The 21,708-nt window shown below is 24.8% G+C and carries 21 protein-coding genes and 3 pseudogenes; 14 read left to right on the forward strand and 10 right to left on the reverse strand.

What is annotated here, in order from left to right:
* Positions 1 to 139 precede the first annotated feature (139 nt).
* The gene (locus BSV1_RS05080; RefSeq protein ID WP_050553080.1) at positions 140 to 397 is read right to left on the reverse strand and encodes a P52 family lipoprotein; all 258 of its coding nucleotides are present in this window, start codon (positions 395 to 397) and stop codon (positions 140 to 142) included.
* A gap of 3 nt (positions 398 to 400) precedes the next feature.
* Here BSV1_RS05080 and BSV1_RS05085 point away from each other — a divergent pair, with 3 nt between their 5' ends.
* Positions 401 to 589, forward strand: coding sequence for a CRASP family complement regulator-acquiring lipoprotein (locus BSV1_RS05085; protein ID WP_029359622.1), 189 nt, complete (start codon positions 401 to 403; stop codon positions 587 to 589).
* A 347-nt stretch (positions 590 to 936) separates the two neighbouring features.
* Here BSV1_RS05085 and BSV1_RS07480 read toward each other — a convergent pair.
* A pseudogene (locus BSV1_RS07480) lies at positions 937 to 2,013 on the reverse strand (RNA-guided endonuclease InsQ/TnpB family protein).
* A 158-nt stretch (positions 2,014 to 2,171) separates the two neighbouring features.
* Here BSV1_RS07480 and BSV1_RS05100 point away from each other — a divergent pair.
* The 6 genes from BSV1_RS05100 to BSV1_RS05125 all read left to right on the forward strand — a co-directional run bounded on the left by BSV1_RS05100 (position 2,172) and on the right by BSV1_RS05125 (position 7,454).
* Positions 2,172 to 3,149 (forward strand): hypothetical protein, encoded by a 978-nt coding sequence (locus BSV1_RS05100; protein WP_012615141.1) that lies wholly within the window; start codon positions 2,172 to 2,174, stop codon positions 3,147 to 3,149.
* A gap of 645 nt (positions 3,150 to 3,794) precedes the next feature.
* Positions 3,795 to 4,043 carry an exported protein A EppA gene (gene eppA / locus BSV1_RS07285; protein ID WP_238322665.1) on the forward strand — a complete coding sequence of 83 codons (249 nt, stop codon included), beginning with the start codon at positions 3,795 to 3,797 and terminating at the stop codon, positions 4,041 to 4,043.
* A gap of 406 nt (positions 4,044 to 4,449) precedes the next feature.
* Positions 4,450 to 5,550 carry a plasmid maintenance protein gene (locus BSV1_RS05110; RefSeq protein ID WP_012672463.1) on the forward strand — a complete coding sequence of 367 codons (1,101 nt, stop codon included), beginning with the start codon at positions 4,450 to 4,452 and terminating at the stop codon, positions 5,548 to 5,550.
* A gap of 10 nt (positions 5,551 to 5,560) precedes the next feature.
* Positions 5,561 to 6,133 carry a DUF226 domain-containing protein gene (locus BSV1_RS05115; RefSeq protein WP_012615127.1) on the forward strand — a complete coding sequence of 191 codons (573 nt, stop codon included), beginning with the start codon at positions 5,561 to 5,563 and terminating at the stop codon, positions 6,131 to 6,133.
* Complete coding sequence (locus tag BSV1_RS05120) at positions 6,094 to 6,861, forward strand: ParA family protein (protein ID WP_012615140.1); 768 nt, start codon at positions 6,094 to 6,096, stop codon at positions 6,859 to 6,861. Before BSV1_RS05115 ends, BSV1_RS05120 begins: the two co-directional genes overlap by 40 nt.
* Before the next feature lie 53 nt (positions 6,862 to 6,914).
* Positions 6,915 to 7,454: a chromosome replication/partitioning protein gene (locus tag BSV1_RS05125; RefSeq protein WP_012615131.1), complete on the forward strand. Its 540-nt coding sequence runs from the start codon at positions 6,915 to 6,917 to the stop codon at positions 7,452 to 7,454.
* 635 nt (positions 7,455 to 8,089) lie between these two features.
* On the opposite strand, the gene BSV1_RS07290 is transcribed toward BSV1_RS05125, so the two are convergent.
* From BSV1_RS07290 to BSV1_RS05140, 4 genes and pseudogenes are all read right to left on the reverse strand, one after another.
* Entirely contained in the window at positions 8,090 to 8,329 is a 240-nt protein-coding gene (locus BSV1_RS07290; RefSeq protein ID WP_012615142.1) for a hypothetical protein, read from the reverse strand.
* Between the two features lie 833 nt (positions 8,330 to 9,162).
* Positions 9,163 to 9,330: a hypothetical protein gene (locus BSV1_RS07105; protein ID WP_012672453.1), complete on the reverse strand. Its 168-nt coding sequence runs from the start codon at positions 9,328 to 9,330 to the stop codon at positions 9,163 to 9,165.
* Positions 9,331 to 9,514: 184 nt separating this feature from the next.
* The gene (locus BSV1_RS06460) at positions 9,515 to 9,724 is read right to left on the reverse strand and encodes a hypothetical protein (protein ID WP_014486441.1); all 210 of its coding nucleotides are present in this window, start codon (positions 9,722 to 9,724) and stop codon (positions 9,515 to 9,517) included.
* A gap of 985 nt (positions 9,725 to 10,709) precedes the next feature.
* Positions 10,710 to 11,485 (reverse strand): annotated as a pseudogene (locus BSV1_RS05140) (virulence associated lipoprotein).
* Between the two features lie 500 nt (positions 11,486 to 11,985).
* On the opposite strand from BSV1_RS05140, the gene BSV1_RS05145 reads away from it, so the two are divergent.
* Positions 11,986 to 12,525: a P52 family lipoprotein gene (locus BSV1_RS05145; protein WP_012672450.1), complete on the forward strand. Its 540-nt coding sequence runs from the start codon at positions 11,986 to 11,988 to the stop codon at positions 12,523 to 12,525.
* Between the two features lie 1,182 nt (positions 12,526 to 13,707).
* On the opposite strand, the gene BSV1_RS05150 is transcribed toward BSV1_RS05145, so the two are convergent.
* Positions 13,708 to 14,271, reverse strand: a complete 564-nt coding sequence (locus BSV1_RS05150) for a DUF226 domain-containing protein (protein ID WP_012672461.1) — start codon at positions 14,269 to 14,271, stop codon at positions 13,708 to 13,710.
* A 9-nt stretch (positions 14,272 to 14,280) separates the two neighbouring features.
* Complete coding sequence (locus BSV1_RS05155; RefSeq protein WP_012672469.1) at positions 14,281 to 15,249, reverse strand: plasmid maintenance protein; 969 nt, start codon at positions 15,247 to 15,249, stop codon at positions 14,281 to 14,283.
* Positions 15,250 to 15,725: 476 nt separating this feature from the next.
* On the opposite strand from BSV1_RS05155, the gene BSV1_RS07585 reads away from it, so the two are divergent.
* Positions 15,726 to 15,866, forward strand: a complete 141-nt coding sequence (locus tag BSV1_RS07585; protein ID WP_157868191.1) for a helix-turn-helix domain-containing protein — start codon at positions 15,726 to 15,728, stop codon at positions 15,864 to 15,866.
* A gap of 777 nt (positions 15,867 to 16,643) precedes the next feature.
* Here the strand turns inward: BSV1_RS07585 and BSV1_RS05160 are convergent.
* On the reverse strand, positions 16,644 to 17,285 hold the full coding sequence (locus tag BSV1_RS05160) for an isochorismatase family protein (protein ID WP_012672447.1): 642 nt from the start codon (positions 17,283 to 17,285) through the stop codon (positions 16,644 to 16,646).
* 73 nt (positions 17,286 to 17,358) lie between these two features.
* The gene (locus BSV1_RS07420) at positions 17,359 to 17,481 is read right to left on the reverse strand and encodes a hypothetical protein (protein WP_012672466.1); all 123 of its coding nucleotides are present in this window, start codon (positions 17,479 to 17,481) and stop codon (positions 17,359 to 17,361) included.
* Positions 17,482 to 18,304: 823 nt separating this feature from the next.
* On the opposite strand from BSV1_RS07420, the pseudogene BSV1_RS05165 reads away from it, so the two are divergent.
* The 5 genes and pseudogenes from BSV1_RS05165 to bptA all read left to right on the forward strand — a co-directional run bounded on the left by BSV1_RS05165 (position 18,305) and on the right by bptA (position 21,313).
* Positions 18,305 to 18,655, forward strand: a pseudogene (locus tag BSV1_RS05165) (DUF226 domain-containing protein).
* Positions 18,652 to 18,786: a hypothetical protein gene (locus BSV1_RS07425; protein ID WP_012615123.1), complete on the forward strand. Its 135-nt coding sequence runs from the start codon at positions 18,652 to 18,654 to the stop codon at positions 18,784 to 18,786. The pseudogene BSV1_RS05165 and the gene BSV1_RS07425 overlap by 4 nt, the downstream one beginning before the upstream one ends.
* A gap of 302 nt (positions 18,787 to 19,088) precedes the next feature.
* Positions 19,089 to 19,295 (forward strand): chromosome replication/partitioning protein, encoded by a 207-nt coding sequence (locus BSV1_RS07300; RefSeq protein ID WP_012672449.1) that lies wholly within the window; start codon positions 19,089 to 19,091, stop codon positions 19,293 to 19,295.
* Positions 19,296 to 20,152: 857 nt separating this feature from the next.
* Complete coding sequence (locus BSV1_RS05175; RefSeq protein WP_039949690.1) at positions 20,153 to 20,677, forward strand: hypothetical protein; 525 nt, start codon at positions 20,153 to 20,155, stop codon at positions 20,675 to 20,677.
* A 12-nt stretch (positions 20,678 to 20,689) separates the two neighbouring features.
* A complete protein-coding gene (gene bptA / locus BSV1_RS05180) occupies positions 20,690 to 21,313 on the forward strand; it encodes a virulence-associated protein BptA (RefSeq protein ID WP_012672458.1) in 624 nt (207 codons plus the stop codon).
* The last annotated feature ends 395 nt before the right edge of the window (positions 21,314 to 21,708 follow it).

Here is a 21,708-nt window from a genome sequence, read left to right on the forward strand (position 1 = left end):
TAACCTTCAAAATTAAGAGTTTAAATATCTTTAACCCCAAAACTGACTCCATTAATAGCTCCATTAATAGCCGGCGATCATCTTAAAGTGTGCTCTATTGCTTCCTTCACCATAAAATAGTGTTCATCAATAGTGGGACCTAGCCGCAAGCAAAATCATTCGTATACACGTTTTCACTATAGCTAAAATACTTAATATCTGAAGAATACAAATCCCTTATACATAAATAAAGCCAATAAACTGCATGTTTAAATCTATCATTCCGCTCATTTTTTACCCTACTAAACAACTTAATCAATTCTTTAGATCGATCAGAACTTAAGCTTAAAAAGAATTTATTAAAATACTCCTCATTATAGTCAGACAATGGGGGGATTTCTCGAGTACCATTTTTCAAACTATGTGCTTATATCCTAAAAAAGATATTCTAGATAAATTGGAGATTTCAGATTTACAGAAGCTTAAAAATTTATTGGAAAAATTATTATCTACAAAAGCAGACATCTCAAAAACACTGAAGCAACTTTTATTAGATTATCAAAACAATGAAAATTCTATAAAAACAGATATTAATGGGCTTAAATCTTGAGTAATCCCACTTCGCAATCCGATGCAAGAAAAACAAAAAGAAGCGGAAAATATAAGGAATGAAATATTTACAATACAAAAGAAACTTTAAGTATGTATTAAAATTACCATATGTAAAAGCCTATCTTTAATAAAAGATAGGCTTAATTTTTAACTAAAGATTACAAAAAATTTTTCACCTATAATTTACATAAACTTTAAGTGCTAACAAGTTTGGCGAATTGCTATTTCTAAATCAAAAAGATTATAGAAATACTTTTTGTTTCATTCTATGATAGCTTTTTAGGCTCTACAAAAACGCTCATCCGCTTTAGAAGAGCATGGTCCACAAAATAAACAAAGCTTTACTTAATTAAAAGCAGTTCCTGCCTTAGTTTTTATCTCTTTGTAATAATAAAGCCTTAGGGATTTAGAGCTACATTTATATCTCTATCATGTAAAGTGTTACAACTCCCACAAGCCCACCCTGTATCACTTAATTTTGGAGTTGTATTTTTTAATGTGACAACTACTGCACAAGCGCTTACTTGATGGGAAGTATCTATCTGTTTTATGCAAAGGAGACCCCATACCATTCTGATTTATATAACAATTGTCTTTACAAACTCATACCATCCTAAATTATTAATACTTTTCCCAAACATTCCTTTTTGCATGCCTTTAATTGATAAGCTTTCTATTGCTATGTTTTCATAATTAGCTACAAAGTAATAAGATAATTGATGCAAAAAGTCTTTTCTTTGATTATTTGAAATTTTCTTATGCAGCCGATCAACTCTTAATCTAGATTTAGCTCTATTAATAGATCCTTTTTGTTCTTTGATAGTTTTCTTTGGCATTTCCCAAGTTTATTTTCATTTTTTAGTAAATATTGGGATGATTGGTTTTCTCGCCCTCGCAGCTTACTAAAAAATGTCTCATACTCATATCAATACCAATTACTTCTCTTTTATCACATTTAGTTTTACTGATATTTTTAGCATCTAAACACTCAACTGTTCCTGAAATATAATATTTATTATCGGTATCTTTTCTTTAGATAACTTTATATAATTATTTTCTATTCTTATTGAGTTTTTTTGATTATTAGTTCTAAAAGTTTGCCTATTTTTCTTACTTTTATATTTAGAAAATTCTTATGTTCTGTTTCCTTTTTTAATTTCTCTAAAAAATTATTATATGCAGAATTTAAGTCAAGTTAAGCATTACAAAGAGCTAAACTATCAACTTCCTTTAAGAACAGAAATTCCTTTTTATACTTACTTGAATTAATACTAAGACTTTTCTTATTTTTTCATAATAGTCTTTTTTATCACTTAAAATTTTGTTATACAAAAATCTTATACATCTAAATACTTTTGGAAAATATTTTTTTTGATTAATGTTGGAATATATTCTGTATTTATAAGCTCTATTAACACTTATTATCTTTTAAATTATTAAACCATAATATGGTTATTTGTCGTTATTCGGTAAAAACCATTTATTAATAAATAATTTAATTATTTTAAAAAATTGTAATTTATTTAATAAAATTATATAATTATATATCGTTATTAATATAATGATATAAGGAGAATAAAATGAAAATAAAAAACACTTACCACAAAATGGTATTTTTAACGCTTTTAATTTTTATTTCGGCCTGTAGTCAAGACAGCCAACATAAAAAGGACAAAGTATTAAGCTATTCAGAAGAAGATGATAGTCCACATTTATCATCAGCTGCTACAGTTGAGGTTGACTTTCATTCTGGGCCACTTTTCTTAAACAGCATTAAATCTGCGCATGAAACTCTTTTCAAAGCTGATTTAATAGATAGCACTTTTTTTTTCAATTACGAAAAAATAGAAGACATAAGACCCCAACACGGAATGCCTCCAAAACCGCCTTCTTATATTTACTATATGAAACCGACCCAAGAAAGTACATTTTTTACAATAGCACTAAGTACACCTAACTTTGGTGGTCGACACCTGGGACAATTAGAAATAGTGATAAGAGCGTACGATCTTGCTCCTCAAGGATTTATGGTACACAGAGTTAACCATCACCAACGAAACAATCTTAACAAACGATATTATAGATTTTTTGATTCTACAATAAAAAATATTTCGGGAGCAGATACTAGTAGCATAAGATTAAAAAATCTTGATGGGTACTCAGATAGCATAAAATCTAACACTATTATAAATGATAGGGGTAAAATCACTAAATTTATAAATACAGTTCTTGAAGCACTACAACACGAACCTGAAGAAGCCACACAATTAACTCCCTATTTTTCAGAAGCCGTGTCCGCTGTAGTTTTTTTAGGTCTAACTCCCTTATTAGACTACAGAATGCAAAAAGGAATTTCCCAGCTCGTTAGAACTGACCATTCATCAGAAAATCTAGTAATTTCTAATTATATGGGGATGGTAAGAGAATGGGGAAGAATAGGTTACTGGGTATACGTTGCAGAACGTTATCCCACTAGAGATATCAGAAAACGTGGGGAACCTCATATAACTCCCGAAGCACCAATGGTTTATATGCATCTAATCAAATATGAAACATGAATAATTATATTATAGATGAGCCGGTCTTTCTAAAATCTTTGATCTAAAAATATCGGCTTATATCTTCTTCCCATAATGGATTTTAGGTTCTACAAGAAGTAGATATCCACTAAACATGGGCCAATAATAAATAAGCTTCAACTCAGACAGAAACTGTCTGAGTTTTTATTTCTTTGTAATAAGAAAAGCCCAAGATTTAGACTTGTATTTATATTTTTATCATACAAAGTGTTACAACTACTGCAAGTCCTCCTAGCATCACTTAATTTTAGAGTTATATTTTTAACAAAGAATAACAAAGAATTCTCGACCCATAAAATCTAAAAATTGCACTAATGTTTTAATTATCAAAACTTAATTATTAGGAGGGAATATTAATATGAAAAAAATTTTCACATTAATATTATTTTTGTTTTTGCTATCTAATTTATATGCTAACATGAATAGGCAAACAAAAAAATATATAAGAAATAATTATGCTAGTTTTGAAAATCATATTTATCTAATTTTTTTTAATTAAAATAGCCTCTTCTTTTGAAAGATGTTTTTTAGCATAAGCACTAAAAAAGCGTATTTTTTTTCTTCACCCCAGCAATTAAAAATAGTTCATGGGAAGCCTAAATCAAAAAAAAAGGCGTTTTTTAGATGTCGTTGACATCGCGAGATATATACCTTATAAAAAATAAATTAATAATGGATTCCGAACATCTAAAATTCAAGTCATATGAAGCAATTTTCAAACTTATAAATAGGAATTTGTATCAAATTTTTGATTATTTGATACAATTAAATTCCGATAAAATTGATTATGCTGAAAAATATGCAGACAAAGCTAGAGAGAAGTTTGACAAAGCTTACTTTAAAAGTAAAATAAATACGGTAAAAAAACATTAAAACAAATTTTAGCCGATTTACTTGTTTCAAAATTAAAGTGTAAATAATTCACCAATAGTAAGGTGAACTACTCTTTCTATAATCTTTGATTTAGAAATAGCAGTTCACTACATTGAAATAGAACACACTATTAGGGCTTAAAGAAATTCTCTTATTATTAAAGAGAGCTTCCTTAAGCCCCATAATTGTAAATAAACCAAACAGGTAGCTGTAATGAAAATTTTTTCCATTTGCTACGTTATCTTCAGTATAACTCAACTTAAAATTAAAATCAATTTGTATTTGTACAAAATTGGTATTTTCCTAATTTCCAACTTTAAACAAATTTTTAGTTTTTATGAGTATTTACTTTTATAAAAAAATTGTGCATAATATGTATTATATATTACCAAACAGGAGATGAAAAATGCAAATTTTACCAAAAAATACAAAAAGCACAAATTGCTACAACAAGTTACAGCATAAATTAATAGTTCTTATCTCAACGCTTAAATATGTAAATAGCAAATATAAAAAGTATTCTCAAAAAGTTATACTATATTACTTTAATGAAAATCTAAAAAGAAATAATCAATCGCCTGTTAAACTAAAAACAATGCAAAATTATCTTTACAAATTAGAAAAAGAAATAAAAGTAACAACTAACTACTATAAACACTTGGGAGTAAATTTTGGAACTGAAATTTACTATAAACTTAATTATCCAAAAAAAGAGTGTTATCTTAAAATCAATCAGCATTTTAAAGAAAAAAAAGACGCTAGATTTAAATTTAGAGTTGATAATTATCTTATATCTAAATTTAATAAAAATGGGAGTGTAGATTTTAAGGAGTGTTTAAATAATAAAAATAATAATATAAAAAAAGAAGAAGAAAGTAATACAAAAATAGAAAAACTTCAAGTAAAAAAATATTTCAATAAATGTAACTTTTTATGTAAAGAAATTCTTCTGATTTTATTAAACTTAGATCTTAGCAAAGATAGAAAAATTGAAATAATTAAGGCCTTCAAAAAAATTGAGATTAAGCTAATAAAAAGTAAGAATATTTCTTTTGATAAATCTTGCTTTAAAGATAAGCAAAACAAATTAAAAGAAATTCTAGACAATATGAAAAAAGAATTTGAAAAAAAAGGATACAATGTTAAACAATTGAAAATAAATATCCGAAAAATATATGAGATTTACAAAAATAAACCGCATTTTATTATCGAACATCAAAAATATAACGATTTAAGCAAAATAAAGCTTAAATTAGAAAAATCAATTGAATTGAAAAAAGAAAATCCACAAAAAGATTATGAGAATGTAAAGACAAATATTTTCAATATCCTTATCGAGCAATTAGGAAAAAAGGAAAATATTGAAGCTATAAAGCCAATTATAAAAACATATTTGAATAGCAAAAAGAAATTAGAATATAATAAAGTATTTGATACATATCATTATGAATTATTAGAACTAATAAAAAATGAAAATAATTCTTTAATTTTAAAAGAAGTTGTATAAGAATTAAAATATGCAAAATACAGCAAAATTAATAAAATTGGATAAACCAATAGTTATATGTTCAGATAAAAAAGATCTTTTTATCAAGATTGAAAAAGATAATGATAAAACAATGTATCATACAAAAATAATGATGGATATTTATAAGTTCGGACTTAATAAGAAAAAAAATAAATTTCGTATATCATTAAGAAGATTATTCAATCAATCAAAAGTTGAAGAATTTAATTTATTTACACTAAGAGCAGACGATAAATTCTTAGGCATTTATTATGGTTATAAAAAACCAATAAAGAAAATCTTTGTAAGGTATGAAGTTAACGGAATTGAAAAATCTTATCTATTGTCAAAATCATATTACCTGGAGTTTAGATTTAAAAAAGGAAGCATTTTTTGCTACTTCAAGAGTCTATTTAGGTTGTTAAAAAAAGAACAAGTAAATGTTCCCTACAGTAAAACATTATTTAGCATGTTTACGACATTAGAAAAGCAAGTATATGAGTTTTATAATAAAAAATACCCGCAAAAAGGACCTCTTATAAAATGGATAGAAAAAAATTGGCTAAAAAACCAAATATTATAGCTATTGCTTCAATTAAGGGAGGAGTTGGGAAAAGCACCTCTTCAATAATGTTTTCAGCAATTCTTAATAAAACCAGCAAAGTATTACTTATTGATCTTGATCCACAAAATGCAGTTACAAGTTATTTTATAACTCAAGATCATCCTAGGATGGAATTAATTAACATCTATAATTCTTATTCTTTAATAAAGAAAGAGAAAACTTTTAAGGATGTTGTTATCAATGTATCTAAAAATTTAGATTTTATTCCAAGTTATCTAGAACTTGCCAAATTTAGCAAAGAAGGAAATCAGTTCAAAGAGCTTATGCTTAGGAATGCACTGTATAATTATTTAGAAGATTATGATTATGTGATAATTGACACTCCTCCAAGCTTATCATCAGAGCTTGATAATGCTCTTGTGATTGCAGATAAAGTTGTAATACCGGTTCCGCTTGAAAGATGGGCGGTTGAAAATTTGCCATTGTTAATAAATCAGATAAAAGAATTAGAAAATAATTTTATAGGCAAAGAGACCAAAATTATTCATATTTTTGCATCTAAAGTTGAAATAGGTAGAGTTGCTTCAACTGAAATTATGGCTGCATTAAAAGAAAAATACTTAAATAAGTTTATTGGAGAAGTCCATAAAAGTGAAGCTTTGAAAAAGGTGATAGATTATGCTGTAGAGCCAAAAGAAAACGAAAATTATTACAAAGAATACTTGAAAATTTTAGAAAAAGTTTAGTTTTTCTAAAAAAAGTTCAGTCACTGTACTTTTTTTAGAAAGAGGTTTAAAAAATGGTAAAAAGTAGAAAAATAATAATAAATGATAGGATTATAAGAAGTGATACTTCTATTAATACTGAAGAACGAGACAAAAAAGAGTATGAACTTTTAAAAAATGAACTTAAAAATAGAATCGAAGATGATATTAGAAATAAAATAAATACAATGAAAATTTTACTAAAAATTAGAAATGGGAAGCTTTATATTTTAGATGGATATAAAAGGTTTGAAGATTTTATTTTTGATTTTAAAATAGCCAGAACTCAGGCTTATAAGTATATTAAAATAGCAAAACTTATTTTTGAAGGAAAGCTTAAGGAAATTAATATCATAGAAAATGGAATTGATAAAACTTTATTTAATTTAATGAAAGACAAAAAAGTTAAGTCTAGAGCAAATTTGATAAAACCGCTTAGGGTTAGGTTAGAAACGCAAGAAGCATGTGATTTTTATAAAAGGAATCCAAAGTTTACTAACCATCTTCTTGAAGATTTTTATCAAAAAAATAAAGAACAACTAATTAAAAAATTAGAACAATATGAAAATAAATAAAAATAGTATGTCGATTATATTAGTAGAATATAAGAAAAAGACCATTAGCTTTTGCTAATGGTCTTTTTCAAGACGTTGATAGTTCATAATTTATTATGAACTATCAACGTTATTAGTTATATACTAAAAATACAAAATATCAATTAATTTAAAAATTTTCATATTTTTCTACTCTGCCATTCTAAACGCCAGCAAATGTTTTTTTGATTTTAGCATTCTAACTAATTTTTCAGCATCAAGTACATCTTCATTAAAGTTATAGTAAAAATTATTTACAACTGTACGGCTTTGACTTTTTTGCAATTTAGTAATTTCTTTTGCAATAATTTTAGCTTCAAGTTTGCGTAGATTTTCATCTATTGGTGCAGGAAGTTGTTCTTGTCAATTCAGGGCTGCCCAAACTCACTACTAGATATTACAATTAAATTTAGCATATATATATCGGTGTTTGTTTGAAACAAATCGTGCACCGCCACTAGCAAGTTTAATCTCTTCAATGGAGCCGGCTGATTTTACCGCTGCAATTCTTTTTAGTATTTCGTTTAAAATTTTTGCATCTTTCTTAACCTATCAGCCTTGCCCACATTCCACCAATCTTCAGCTTTTACCTTATCAACTTCGGCCTGTGCTTTTATTCATTCAGTTTCTAATTTAGAAAGTTTATTTTTTCGTTCTACTTTTAGTTTTTTAGACTCTTCAGTCTTAGTAAGTTGGGTAGTTTCTATATCTTTTTTTGTTTTGTATTCTGTTTGTATATCTCTTAATCTTTTTTGAAATTCTTCACCAGATATTTGTCTTTTACTTTGAACCTGTTTAAGAAATTTTATTTCTTTAATATATTCATCATCTAATTCGCTCAATTTTTCTTTTCTCATTTCAATTTCTGCATCAAAACTCTCTTTAAGTCTAGAAAGTTTAATTTCACTTTGTTTTTCAAACTCTTCTAAATCTTTGTCTCGTTTTTATTAGATTTTTTTGATTCTAGCCTTTTCATACCCTTTAATATTACCCAGATGAACTCTCTGATTTGTATGATAATTCCTGCAATAGCTTGGCCTACAGGTTAACCAATAGCTACCCCAGCAACTTTCATCAAATTTTTTCCAAAAATCAAATCACACCCTTCTTTTTCCAGGTTTTTGGAAAAATCCGAGAACTTTTTTGAAACCCTCGTACAATTTGACTGTCATATCTATGGCTTTTTAGATCAATTTAATGATTGGATGTCAAATACGCTTTTAAAACTTTCTGAAAAATAACCAGAAACATATGTTGTGAGTTCCCTTAATTTTTTGCCTACAAAAATGATTTTCCCAATCACTTTAAAAGAAGAGGTCGAGATTACTTTTATTAACATTTTGAAACCTTGTACAAGATTCCAAAAAACATATATGCCACAAGTTCTGTAAGTTTGTTGATCAGGTGTAAATAACCGCAGCGGTGACTTTTGTTAATGGATCTAAAATTCCTTTTATCATAAATTGCTTTACTTTTTCAAATCCAATCATCATTGGCTCTAAAGCTTTTCCTATGTCTAAGAAAATCTTTAACTCATTTTAGCAGGTTGCTGTTGAGCTTGAGCTAAAGTTTTTGCTTCTCTAACAGTTTTGCTGTAAAATTTATCACCTTCACCAGTGGCCCTAGAAAGGGTCTTATTGGAGCCTCGAACCCTATTTTTTCCATCGATCACTGCTTTAATAATGTCTCTCTAGCTAAACCCGGCTTTCTCAGATACAATCTCTGCAATATCAACATCAGCATCACGAAGCACATAAAAATCTTCTAAATTTACTCTATTGTTAGATTCTACATGAGAATATACTTCGACCAATTTCTCAAACTCCTCGCTACTTCCTCTAGCAGCCTCTCCGAACATTCTCATTCTCTTTTCAACTTCTTCACTTGTGTGGTTGTGGTGTCATAGGATAGAATTGTTTTGGTGGCGTTAGTAATAGCATCTCTAGCAAAAAAAGTTTCATTGCCAAAAGTTCTCATAGATTCTGCCAATAATTTTTCAAGTTATTCATTTCTAATTATATATATTAGAAAACACGCCGGGTTTACTCATTAAATCCCTCAAGAGCATCCATGGCGCCCGTAAAAATCCTACTTATTGTAGAGTCAATTCCTTTTAAAATTTTTACAGCCAAAACAAATTGGAGAAAAAGCTGAGGCAAAACTCTAAAAAACGTTGGCAAAGGCCTAGGAAATGTTAGAAGTTTAGCAAAAAAACTGGCGAAGCATTTGACCAAATGTTGCAGGCTTTTCATGCCACTAGCTTTAGAATTTATAGAATAAACAGAATTTGTAAGAGACTTGAAATTTTTACCAACGTTCTGTGAACTTTTTTTTTTAAAGCTTTTTCGAGATTGGATCTAGATGTAGTAGATTTTTCTAATTTTAACTTCAAATTATCTAGGCTTGCAAATTTTTGCTCGGCAATTTTTTTAGAGTTTCTGCTATTGAGTCCAGCTTTTCATTATTTCTGATCGACATTAATGATAATGGAATGATTATTTCATTAAGGTTCATTTACTTATGCTCTCGCTTTCAAGGTTTTTAATATACAAATTGAGTTCGTTAATAATTAATATAAACCAGTAATTTTTCTCAAAAAGGACACGGAATTATGTATGTGCTATTTTACTTATCAGATATTATAGAAGCATAGATATTTAGAAAAATTTAATATTCAAAATATGATATTTATATTATTTTGATTTCTATTTATTCTAATAATTTAGAATATTCTTTAAAAAATGTAGATTCAAAAATTTTAGGAACCATTAATTCTATTAATAGTACATTATCTCGTATATTTTCATTTTTGTACTAGCTATATGTTCAATTTTAACCAACTTTATAAGTGATATAAATGAGTTTATTTTATTAATACTTATTTTTGTACATTATCTATTGTTATGACATATAAATTTAAAGATAATAAAAAAAGTTAAGAAATAGATATTATATATAAGGTATATAATATACACTCAATAATAATAATATGTTAATTTTATATTTGCGTTTAATATCTAGGTTGGCAATCGCTAATTTCGTGTAAAAACAGTACATACTATTAATAATATTAATCTATTTCTAACCACTATTATTAAATTAAAGATTATAGAAAAAGTAGTTTATTTATTTAAAATTAAAGTTTATGTAAATTATAGGTTAAAAGCCCTTTGTAATCTTTGGTTAAAACGTTAAGCCTATCTTTAATTAAAGATAGGCTTTTACATTATGACAATTTTAATAGGTATCTAAAAGATCCTTTATTGATAATATGTCTTCTCCTAGCTCGGTTTCCTCTTTATTTTTTTCTAGAATTTGATTCTGGAGTGTGGTTGTATGAGATTCAAGCTTAGTGGTATCTGTTTTTATAAAATTCTTATCATCTTGATAATCTAATAAAAGTTGGTTTAACATGTCTGATACGATTGATTTCATGAATAATAATTTTTCAAACGAATTTTTAAGCTTCTCTAAATTTGAAATTTCTAGTTTGTCTAAAGCATCCTTTTTAGGATATAAGAATAAAATCACAATGTCGATAATACGTCCAAATTCTCTAATGGCGTTAAATAGTTATGCTGAGCGTTTTGACAGTATTGTAATTTCTAAAAGTTCTTTTAATTTAGTAATATCAATATCATTTAAAGCACAATAAGTCTCTTTTCTATAGTTTTTAGATTTTTCGGTATTATTTGCTATTGATTCATGTACTGCGTCTGACCAAAACAATTCTTTGAAAGCCTCTATTCCATATTGATTTTCAGGCTCTTCTTCTGATTTTTTACATATGTTTCTCTATATTTGTTAGCTTTTTCTATTAAATTTCTTAAATCATCAAGCAGTGTGTTTTTTATTCTTTCGTTAGGTTCTACTTCTTGATTTTGGGTTACTTCTGTTTTAGGTTTGAATCCTTTTTTATTGGATTTTAATCTCTTTTTACTAGATTGATATTTAACATCTTTTTGATTGGCGTTAAAATCTGGATTGCAAGCTAAAAATAGAAAAACAAACATGCTTGCAATTATAGTTTATTTCATAAATATTCTCCTTACTTTAGATCTAATACTTAATTTAATGTAATATTAATATAAAATTATATTAATATTACATTAAATATATACTGTTGAAATAATAATATTTTCATTGTCAGAAATTTTATAATATTTTGAGCTTTTTAAAAATCTATTTTGATATATTTTTGATTGATTTTTATCAAATTTATTTATTTAAATATAATTTTATTAAAATCGTTATTATTATTTAATTTTTATGTATGTTATGCATGTATTTATGAATTTATTTTATAAGGCCATTATTTTAATATTTAATTTCCATAAATTAATATACCGATTTAGTATTTAACAATTCTTGAGAAAAGATAAAATTGGTATACACTTATCTTTTATAGAAAAATCTATCTTAGCAGAACTTTTAAAAGTTTGCTAAAAATAATATTTAGATAAACTTATATAGTTATAGATGATTTTAGCAGTAAGGTAGAGAAGGAGCATATATGAGGATTTTAGTTGGCGTTTACATAATAACATTAGCTTTATTTGCTTGTTATTTGCCCAATAGGCAAGAACAATCTGTTCAAACTTTTTTTGAGAATTTGGAAATGGAAAGTTATGATAAAGGGTCTGATGAGATTATTACTAAAGGGATATTTGCTAATTTAAAATTATATATAGCTGAACATCGTTTGTTAGTCGATATAAAAAAGACTTTAGACGGGTTAAAATATGGTAGTGGTGGTCGTGATGTACCTCCAGTGTCTGACTATAATGAGGAATATTTTAATAAATTCTTTTTAGACTTAGGTTCTGAGCGATCTAAAGAACTGATTAAATTGTTTGGTATAATAAAAAATGATCGGAATGATAGATTTAAACATGCAGTTCATTGGCTGTATTCATGTATAAGAGAGTTATATTCCCCAGATATTAAGTATTCTGGTGAAAGCGGACATGAATATTATAGTAATGGGAGTGAGGTTGTTATACTTAGGCCTACTATTGATGAACAATATTTAAAAGTGAAAAAAGTAATATAATACGCATACTTTAAAATGATTTTAGGCTATTAATTGTAATATAATTTTCATTTTTATTAATGTTTTTATTCTATGTAAAGATTAATTAATGAATAAAATCGCCTAAAATATTAGACTTTTAGTATTTTAATAATATAAGGCATTCTTAAATTTTATTTCTATGACTTTTATTTTTTGATAAAATAAGAACTCTCTATATTGAAGAGTGCTTAATTTTTTTAATATTAATTAAATATTAAAAACTATTATTAAGAGTAATCTAAATCAAATACCTCACATCTATAATTTTAGAAATTATCTCTTTCTTTTTAAGGTTTTCAAGATATCCTTTTTTTTCTAAATCATTTCTAATATCACTAATTTCCTACAGCTATTTTTATTTTCAATTACCATTTTTATTTTGCTTCTTAAATTGTTTCTAGTATTTTCTAAGTTTAAAAATAAATTATTAACATCAAGTATCTATTTTTTGTGCCCATATGTTATGTATAGAATCTCTAACTCCACTTTCTATAATATTATTATATATAAGACACATAAACAGGTACTCTTATCTTCATATCCCCCCCTTTCTACAAGCACCTTTTTTTCTCTTTTAATACTATCAGTATTATTAATTATAGTATTCTATTTTATTTGTATTTATTTTTAATTTTATTTTTAGTTGTTTTCTTTAAGAAGATTATTGTTTATTGCTTCTTATCGTTCTTTTTTATAGTTACTTTTATTCTTTCTTCTATTTTTTCTTTTTGATTACCACTCTGTGTTGTTTTTTAATATTGGTGTATTTGTTGTGGTGTGGCTATTTATCAACAATGTTGGAATCGGATTAAGTACACTATTATTAGTGGTGTTGCTTTGCATTAATTCTTTATTTTATTTAAAAATCTCTTAACTTTTTTATATCTTGATTTGAATTTGAATAATTCTTGCAAGCACTTATTATTTCAAAAATGGTGCAAACAATAAATATTGTTTTATGCATAAAAAATCACTTCTCAGGTTTACTGCAATAGCCAACAAATATATTTTTTAAATTGTAATTAAAAAATAATAGCTAGTGGTTGATACTTGTAGATCAGCATCAATTAAAAGGACTTTATATTTTTAAAATAAAAGTGTTGAAAAAAATAATTGCACTTATGTTTTTATTAACTTCACCTTTAATTTAACCGATGTTAATTATTTTAGTATTTTTTCTACCCATTTATTTATAATTCCTCCATTCGGTAATTCTTTACAATAGAATTTGTATACTTCTTTTTCTAATCTATTTAACATGTTAATAAACACTTGAAAATATTTTTTATTCATTTTTTCTTTTTTAATTAGTCTAGCAAGACTTCTTAAGTAACAAAACACACTGCCCTTCTTAAATTTAAATTCTATATAATATACTTTAGAAAATGTATATGATTTTACAGTATCATTAATTTTGTACTTTATAATAATGTTTTTTATAGGTTTTCTATATCCATAAGAAATTCCTATAAATTCATCATTGTCTCTTGTAGAGAATAAATTGAGACATTCTAACTTTTCTTGATTAAACAATTCTCTGAAAAGAATTAAAAATTTGTTTTTTTTATATTTATTAATTTCAAACTTATATAGATCCATTAGCATTTTAGTATGATATATTGTTCTTTCATTAAGAATTTCTTTTTTGATAAAAATTTCTGGCTTTCTGCTCTTTGCCATTATCTCTTTTTTTTTGTTTTTAAGCTTTTCTAATACATTTTTCATTTTAAACTCTTAATTTATACATTTATTTCTGTGGTTATTTTGTGATTCTATTAGATTGATAATTTCGTTATAGTATTGATTGTTAAATATTTTTTTATATTCTAGTTTTTTTTGTTTGCTTAAGTATTCCTTGATTTTAAACTTTAAATTTATTTTGTTGATTTGATAATCTAATTGATCTAAAAGTATGTTATATATATTGATTTTTATATTGTTTTTATATTTTTGATATGTGTTTTGTATTTGTATTTTTAATTTTTCTTTGTCATAACCCCCGTTTATTAAATTTATTTGTGTTTTTCTTAGTATTGAAATTAAATTTTTTCTCTTATGTTGTAATGGCTTTTGTGAATGATATTTGGTTTTCTTTTTGAAGTAATATTGTTCTTTGCTTATAAGCTTAAAAAGTTTTATAGTTGTTTCTTTTCTTAAATTAAGATCAATAATAAAAGAGGAAATGTTGTTGCTGAAATTACATTTTTTTGCGTATTTTTTTAATTTAAATTTATTAATTTGTATCTTTCTTTTATTTTCTTTTTCTTCTTTATTATATTTATTATTAAGACACTCCTCATATTTTACATTGCTCTTTTTATTATAATTTGTTTTACTGTACGAATTAACACGCTTTTGGAATCTTTCTGTTTTTTTATTTCTGAAGTATTGGTTTATCAGATTATAGCAGTCTTTTTTAGAGCGTTTAAGTGAATAGTAGATTTTAGTGCCCATATTAATATCCAAATGTCTATAATAGTTAGCAGTAATATTAAGCTTTTTTAATTTATAGAAATAATTTTGAAGTGTTTTGATTGAAACTTCTTTTTGTCCGTTGCGCTTTAAGTTGCTATTAAAACAATAAAGAATATCAGATTGATTGTATTTTTTTTTGTTTTTATTAATATACTCAAGTGTGGCAATTAAAGCAATCAGTTTGTGCTGATATTTACTTTGTATTTGTAGGGATTTATTAACTTTCACTTCTACCTCCTTAACTTCGACTGGTTTTTATTCACTCCCATATAATAAAGTAATTTTTAAGATAAGTAAAGCTTAGCACTATAAAAATAAAAATAAAAATTTTATATTGAGATGTATTATAAGTAGGTTTTATTAGAATTGAATTTTTAATATTTGACTATTCATAAAATACATCGAGTTGGAAGAATTATATCAAAGTGTTATTTTTAGTATCTTGAGATAGGGTTTTTGTGATATATGCCAAGCATTTCTTTGTCATTCTTCTATCATTTTTAAATAATTAGTCATTTGAAATGGGATTATGTTATGTTCATTCCTAATGAGATTGGCAATTATACTTTTGATTCTAAAGGATATAGAGAATTAAAAACTGAAAAAACACAACATAAATAGATTTTAATATAATGTAAATTTTAAGATAAGAAGAGTAATAATGAGTGTTAATAGAATTTATACATACAGATTAGAGCTAGATATTGATCAAAAGAAATGCTTTTAATAAAAGCATTTTATATGCGAGGTTTTTATATAACAAAATGTTAGAGGATAAAATAAAGTACTATAAAAAACCCAATATAGTTTTCATGTTAATGTGCATGAATATAAAATATTTTTGAATTTTTTAAAAAATTAATAGCTTGGCTTTTTGTAGTGGTTAGTAACGGTTGAATATTTAGATATTAAAAATAATAAGACCAAAAATAATAAAAAGAAATAATTGATTTTTATACAAGTATGAAATGCTTTGCATTAAGCATTTAAAATGCTAGAATAAATTATTATAAATATTTACTACAATTATAGATAAGTTAAAAAGATTCCAAAGAAATCTTTTTTTAAAAAACAAAAAAATTCTAGTATTAATAGAAGTAAAACAAAATTAAAGTTTGCTAATTTGTACAAGAAAATTTTAAATCAAAAAAAATTATATAAACAATAAAATTGTTTGTGTAAATAATTACAAAAATCTAGCAATAGAAGATTTTTAGTTTAAAGGCATGAATAAGGAATATTTGAAAAACCCCAATGGGTTGATATGAATTTGCTAGATAATTATAGTACAAAGCAAAGTATTTAATTTTATATTCTATAAAGTAGAAAAATATTTTTTATTAAGTAGGTTGTGTAACTTTTGTGATTATGAGAATGTAGGCTTAAAGTTGAGAGTAATATTGAGGTGATTTTTGTTGATTGCTGAGCTTTTATATGATAGAGGTATAAATTCAGCCGTAAATCTTAAAATTGTTATTACAAAAAAAATAAAAACGAATGAAAAAGCTGCTTAAAGTTAATATAAATAATATTTTTAGATATTCTGAAAAACTATCATTGAATGAAGCAGGAAGCTATTTTTATGATCTTTTAATTAGAAATAGTACTTTTCTAATTAAAAGTTATTTAGTGATCTTTTTTAGATTAAGCTTATTTTGGCTGTTTAAGATGTCTTTAGAAAAACAAGTTAATACATTAAGCTTTTTAAGTTCCCTAATTATTAATTCTGGAGTAGGTGTTATGCTTCTTGTAGCATCTATTATTAGATAAACTTGAAATCCTAAGTTGATTGCATCAAGTATTGTTTCTTTTACGCAAAAATCTAATGCCAATCCTGCTATGAATAATATATTGATTGAATTGTTTTTTAGATAAAGATTTAGACCAGTTTCTTTTGTTTTGATGCAATCATCATAAAATCCACTATAACTATCATAATATTGATTTTTGCCTTTTAAAAAAACTTTTTCTATTTTTCTTGTATTTAGACTGCTAGGGAACTCTGATCCCCAAGTATTTTGGACACAATGGTTTGGCCAAATGCCCCCGTTTTTATTACTCAAAAAGCTTACATGATTTTTACAATGCCAATCCTTGGTAGCAACAATGTTTTTGAAATAATTTTGAAGTTGGTTGATCAAAGGAATTATTTCGTTGCTATTAGGTACTGGTAAAGCACCTGATTCTAAAAAATCATTTTGTATATCTATTAAAATAAGTGCACTATTTTCTGTTATTTTAAAAATAAAATCCTCCTTAGGCAATATTTCTTGAATATGATTTTTATCAATTATTTATTTAGGTTTAAAATAATAATTAATTTTACCTTAAAACCACTTAAATTAAAACACAAAGCCTATCTTTAGCACTGGGTTTTAAATTTGGATTGTTAATATTAAGACTTGTATTGCAAGTATTAAGAGAAAAAACAGGTATTTCAGTGATTATTGTGTATGGCATAAATATGCTCCTTAAGCAGAATAACCATAATTAGTAGTAATCAATAATATCATTATAACTAAGCGGTATTATCAGATATTGTTTGCCATGTTATATGGTGTTAATGAGTTAAACATTTATCTTATTATAGCTTGTTATTTTTAATAAAATTAATATAGTATATGTTCCATATAGAGAGGATTTAGACATTATTAAAAATGTCTATTTGAATTTAGATTGATGTATTTTTGCAGTGGTAAAATGTATTTGTATAAAAAGGAAAAAATTAAGTCCAATTATACTATCAATGTGCTTAAAAATTATTAGATTGATTTGAATTATTTTTTAACAAAAAAAGTAGAATTTAACAGTGATGATAAAATCTTAATAACCAGGGTATTTGCCAATCTATATGTAGTTAAACTGTTAAAAGATTTGAAAAGGTGCAATAGTAATATTACAAAAAATTTCTTTTGTAAAAAGAATGGCAATCAACAAATATAATAGGTTTTTTAAAGATTTGTTGGGAGATTAACTTGAAAAAATTAAAATTTAAAGAATATATGTGTTGTTTAGTATGTGGTATTTATAAGTAGTTGTAAGGTTTATTAAAAAAGATATCAAAAATCCATATATATATATATATATATTCTTTAAATGAAGTGTTACATATAAATATAACAAAGAGAAAAAAATAATGATAAAAAGCGAGAATCCAGAAATCTTCATTTAAAAAAGAAATTCTTAAAGAAAGAACAATATATTATATTAAAATGCTAATGGAGCTATATAAGTTTGGAATAAACAGACATAAAAAAACAAAATTTTAATTCTTTTCAGAGGATTGTTTAATCAAGAAAAGTTAGAATGTCTCAATTTATTCTCTACAAGAGACAATGATAAATTTATAGGAATTTTTTATAGATATAGAAAGCCTATAAAAAACATTATTACAAAATATAAAATCAATAATACTGTAAAATTATATACATTTTCCAAAGTATATTATATAGAATTTAAATTTTAAAAAGACAGTGTGTTTTGTTACTTAAGAAGTATTGCTAGACTAATTAAAAAAGAAAAAATGAATAAAAAATATTTTCAAGCGTTTATTAACATGTTAAACAAATTAGGAAAAGAAGTATACAAATTCTATTGTAAAGAATTGCCAAATGGAAGAATTATAAATAAATGAATAGAAAAAATACTAAAATAATTGCCATTGGTTCAATTAAAGTTGGTGCCGGCAAAAGCGCTTGCTCTACTATCTTTTTCAGATCTTTTAGAAGAATAAGTAGTGTAAGTTGCAAAACAAAATATTTATGAAGTATTGACAGATAAAAAACATGGATTTTCCCGTTTTCAGATTAAACAATGATTTATACATATTGTCTAGTTTTATATATTTATATAAAAATTTTTCAGTTATCGGAAAAACTTTTAACTTCATAATAAATAAGGAAATAAAATGAGTGTAAAATTTAAATATATGAATATAAAAATAAAGGATCGTGTCAAAAATCAGAATAAAATTGAAATTAATTTTGATGAAGATTAGATGGAACGATTTCTTTTTTTTAAAAAAAACCTAATACTTAGCCCCTAAAAAAAATAACAAAATTTAAACAATGAAGATCTTAAAAGAGATTAAAGAGAAAAAATATTATAAGTTAGATAGCTATCAAAACTTTGAAATGTTTACTAGAAATTATAAAATAGCAAAAAATCAGGCTTATAAATATTTAAGGATAGTAAATATAATAGAAGAAGGACTGGTTCTAGAGAAAGATATAATCGAAAATGGAATACAAATTTTTTTTCCTTTAAAAGGATAAAGAAGTATTGCTTAATGGGATTCTGAAAGAGTATAAGAAATGTAAAAAATATAATTAAAAATTCAGTTTAAATAATTTTGTGTGAAGAATATAAAGTTATAGGGATTATCAATCCCTTATTTTAATAAGGGATTGATAAAAAATAGCGAAGTTCTTTATTTTTGTAAAATAGTTATTTTGATCATAAAATGTTTAAAAATAATCGGGATAGTAAAGCAAATTTTGTAAAATATAATTTACAAATAGAAATAAGTATAATATATTATTTTAGAATAATATATTGATTTTAACACTATATATAACGTATAATATTGGTAAGTGGTGCTATTAACTATAAGCATCCTTAACTTTGGTCGATGTCTATTTATAGGGCTTAAGATAAGTATTCTTGCTTTAAGAGTATTTATGATTAGGCCCTATGTGATTTTATATTTAATAATAAAATCACAAAAGAATAGACATTGGAAAGCCTATTAGAAATAAGTTTTCAATATCTAAAATATATAGAGACTTTAAAAATTTTTTAATCAACTAATTTTAGAATTAGAAATTTAACTTTTTTCATTAGTTCATATAAGTATTTGCTAAAAAATATAGATATTTTACAGTTATTGTTGTTGTGAATTATTGTATTAACTGATTTCGAATACAAATTTTTAAAGCGATATATAATCATTATTACTGATTATATATAAACAATGTTAGGATAATATTAAATTTTTATAAATTAGAGTTAAATATAGTTTGTAAAAAAATAGCCAAAAATTATATAGTTGGTGTCGCATATCTAAAAATAGATAAATCAATTTAGCTTTTTATATTCATTTCTTATTGAGAATAGTATAATAATATAAGGTATGAGAGTAATAATATTGTCAATTTTCTTTTTATTAATTCCTAGTGTGTTTATTTTTTCTAGTGAATTATCTGAAGAAATTTTTATTGAAAATGAAAGTAATAGATTTAATTTTGGTTTAATTCTTAAATCAAAAACCAAATTTGGAGCCTTTGTTTTAAAGCATTATCGCGAAGGATACATAGATTTAGATTATAATGTACAAATTGTGAATAGCACAAAGCTTGTGCTTAAAAAGGCGTATATTAATGGGGTTGATGTGTATATTGATGGAGTTTCTACAATAAAGCAGCCAATTAATTCCTGTTTTATTGATGGGGTTAATTATTTTAATTTTGATATGAGCCTATTTACTGACGGTGAAAAAGTAAATAAAATAAAAAAGTTGGGAGAAACAAATGGAATTGATATATACGTTGAATGTTTTGATGAGATAAATAATGAGAAAAAAAAATATTCTTTCAAAGTAAGTAAAGAAAATAGTATGTATTTTTATAGTGCGTTTGATATGATTTTTCATAAGTAGGATAGATTTTTAATGAAAAAGAAAATATTTTTTGGGTTATTATTAGTTTGTATTTTTTTAGTTTTCTTTTTGTTTGTAAAAAAAGAAAATAATATTATTTATAATAAAATTATTGAAAAGTCTGAAGATAGAGTCTTTATTGATGAGACTTATACATATCTTTTTAAAGATGGCAACTTAAAAGAATTGGTTTTTATAAAATCAGAGATTATGAGTCCTGAGATTGATGAGTATAAAAAGAATATAAATCTAACAGGTTATTTGATAGATTCTTATAGAGCGTTATATCCTGGTTATAAGTTTGATTTCACAGTGCATGACAATAAAATTATAGGCTTTAAAAGTGTGATTTTTGAAGGATTGGAAGATGCTCAAGTTTCTAGGCATGAAAATAATTTGCCAAGTGAGAAATGGCAACAATTAAAAGATTATAACATTGGAGATCCAAATATAAATGAAAAATTTTTCAATTTAAAATTTCCTTTTGTAGTAAAAAATACCTTGCGTGTTACTCTATCTAAAAGGTTTTTTAAGAAAATCAAAAAATTAAAACGATTAAAAATTGTTTTAATTACTAATGAAGACAGAGAATATAAAATAAATATAGAAAATTTTTTACCAAAATATAATCTTTAATTTGAACTGAAATTTTTGAAAAATAGTATGTTTCTAATTAATATTGAAACTTTTTTATAAAATTATATTGTTGCTGAGTTGTAATATTGATAATTTTAAAAAATTAGAAACATTTTTAATTCCATTATTCAAGATGATATTTTTTGGCATGAAGGGTAAATGGTATCTGATTTGGGTGAATATAATTTAAAAGAAAAAATTCCTAAAAAAATATTTTATATGTTAACGGCAGGAAATAAATTTTGACAAACATCAGCAATGGGTGGTAGATTATGATTCACTATTATATCTCTTCCCCAAAGATACGTAAATTTAAAATTGTAGTTTTTTTGTGTAATTTGTTAGTTATTTAGGTTAATTTATGAGTTTTTAGGTTAATTTGCAGCTCAGTATCT

The organism is [Borrelia] finlandensis, from assembly GCF_000181875.2.
GTDB lineage: Bacteria > Spirochaetota > Spirochaetia > Borreliales > Borreliaceae > Borreliella > Borreliella finlandensis.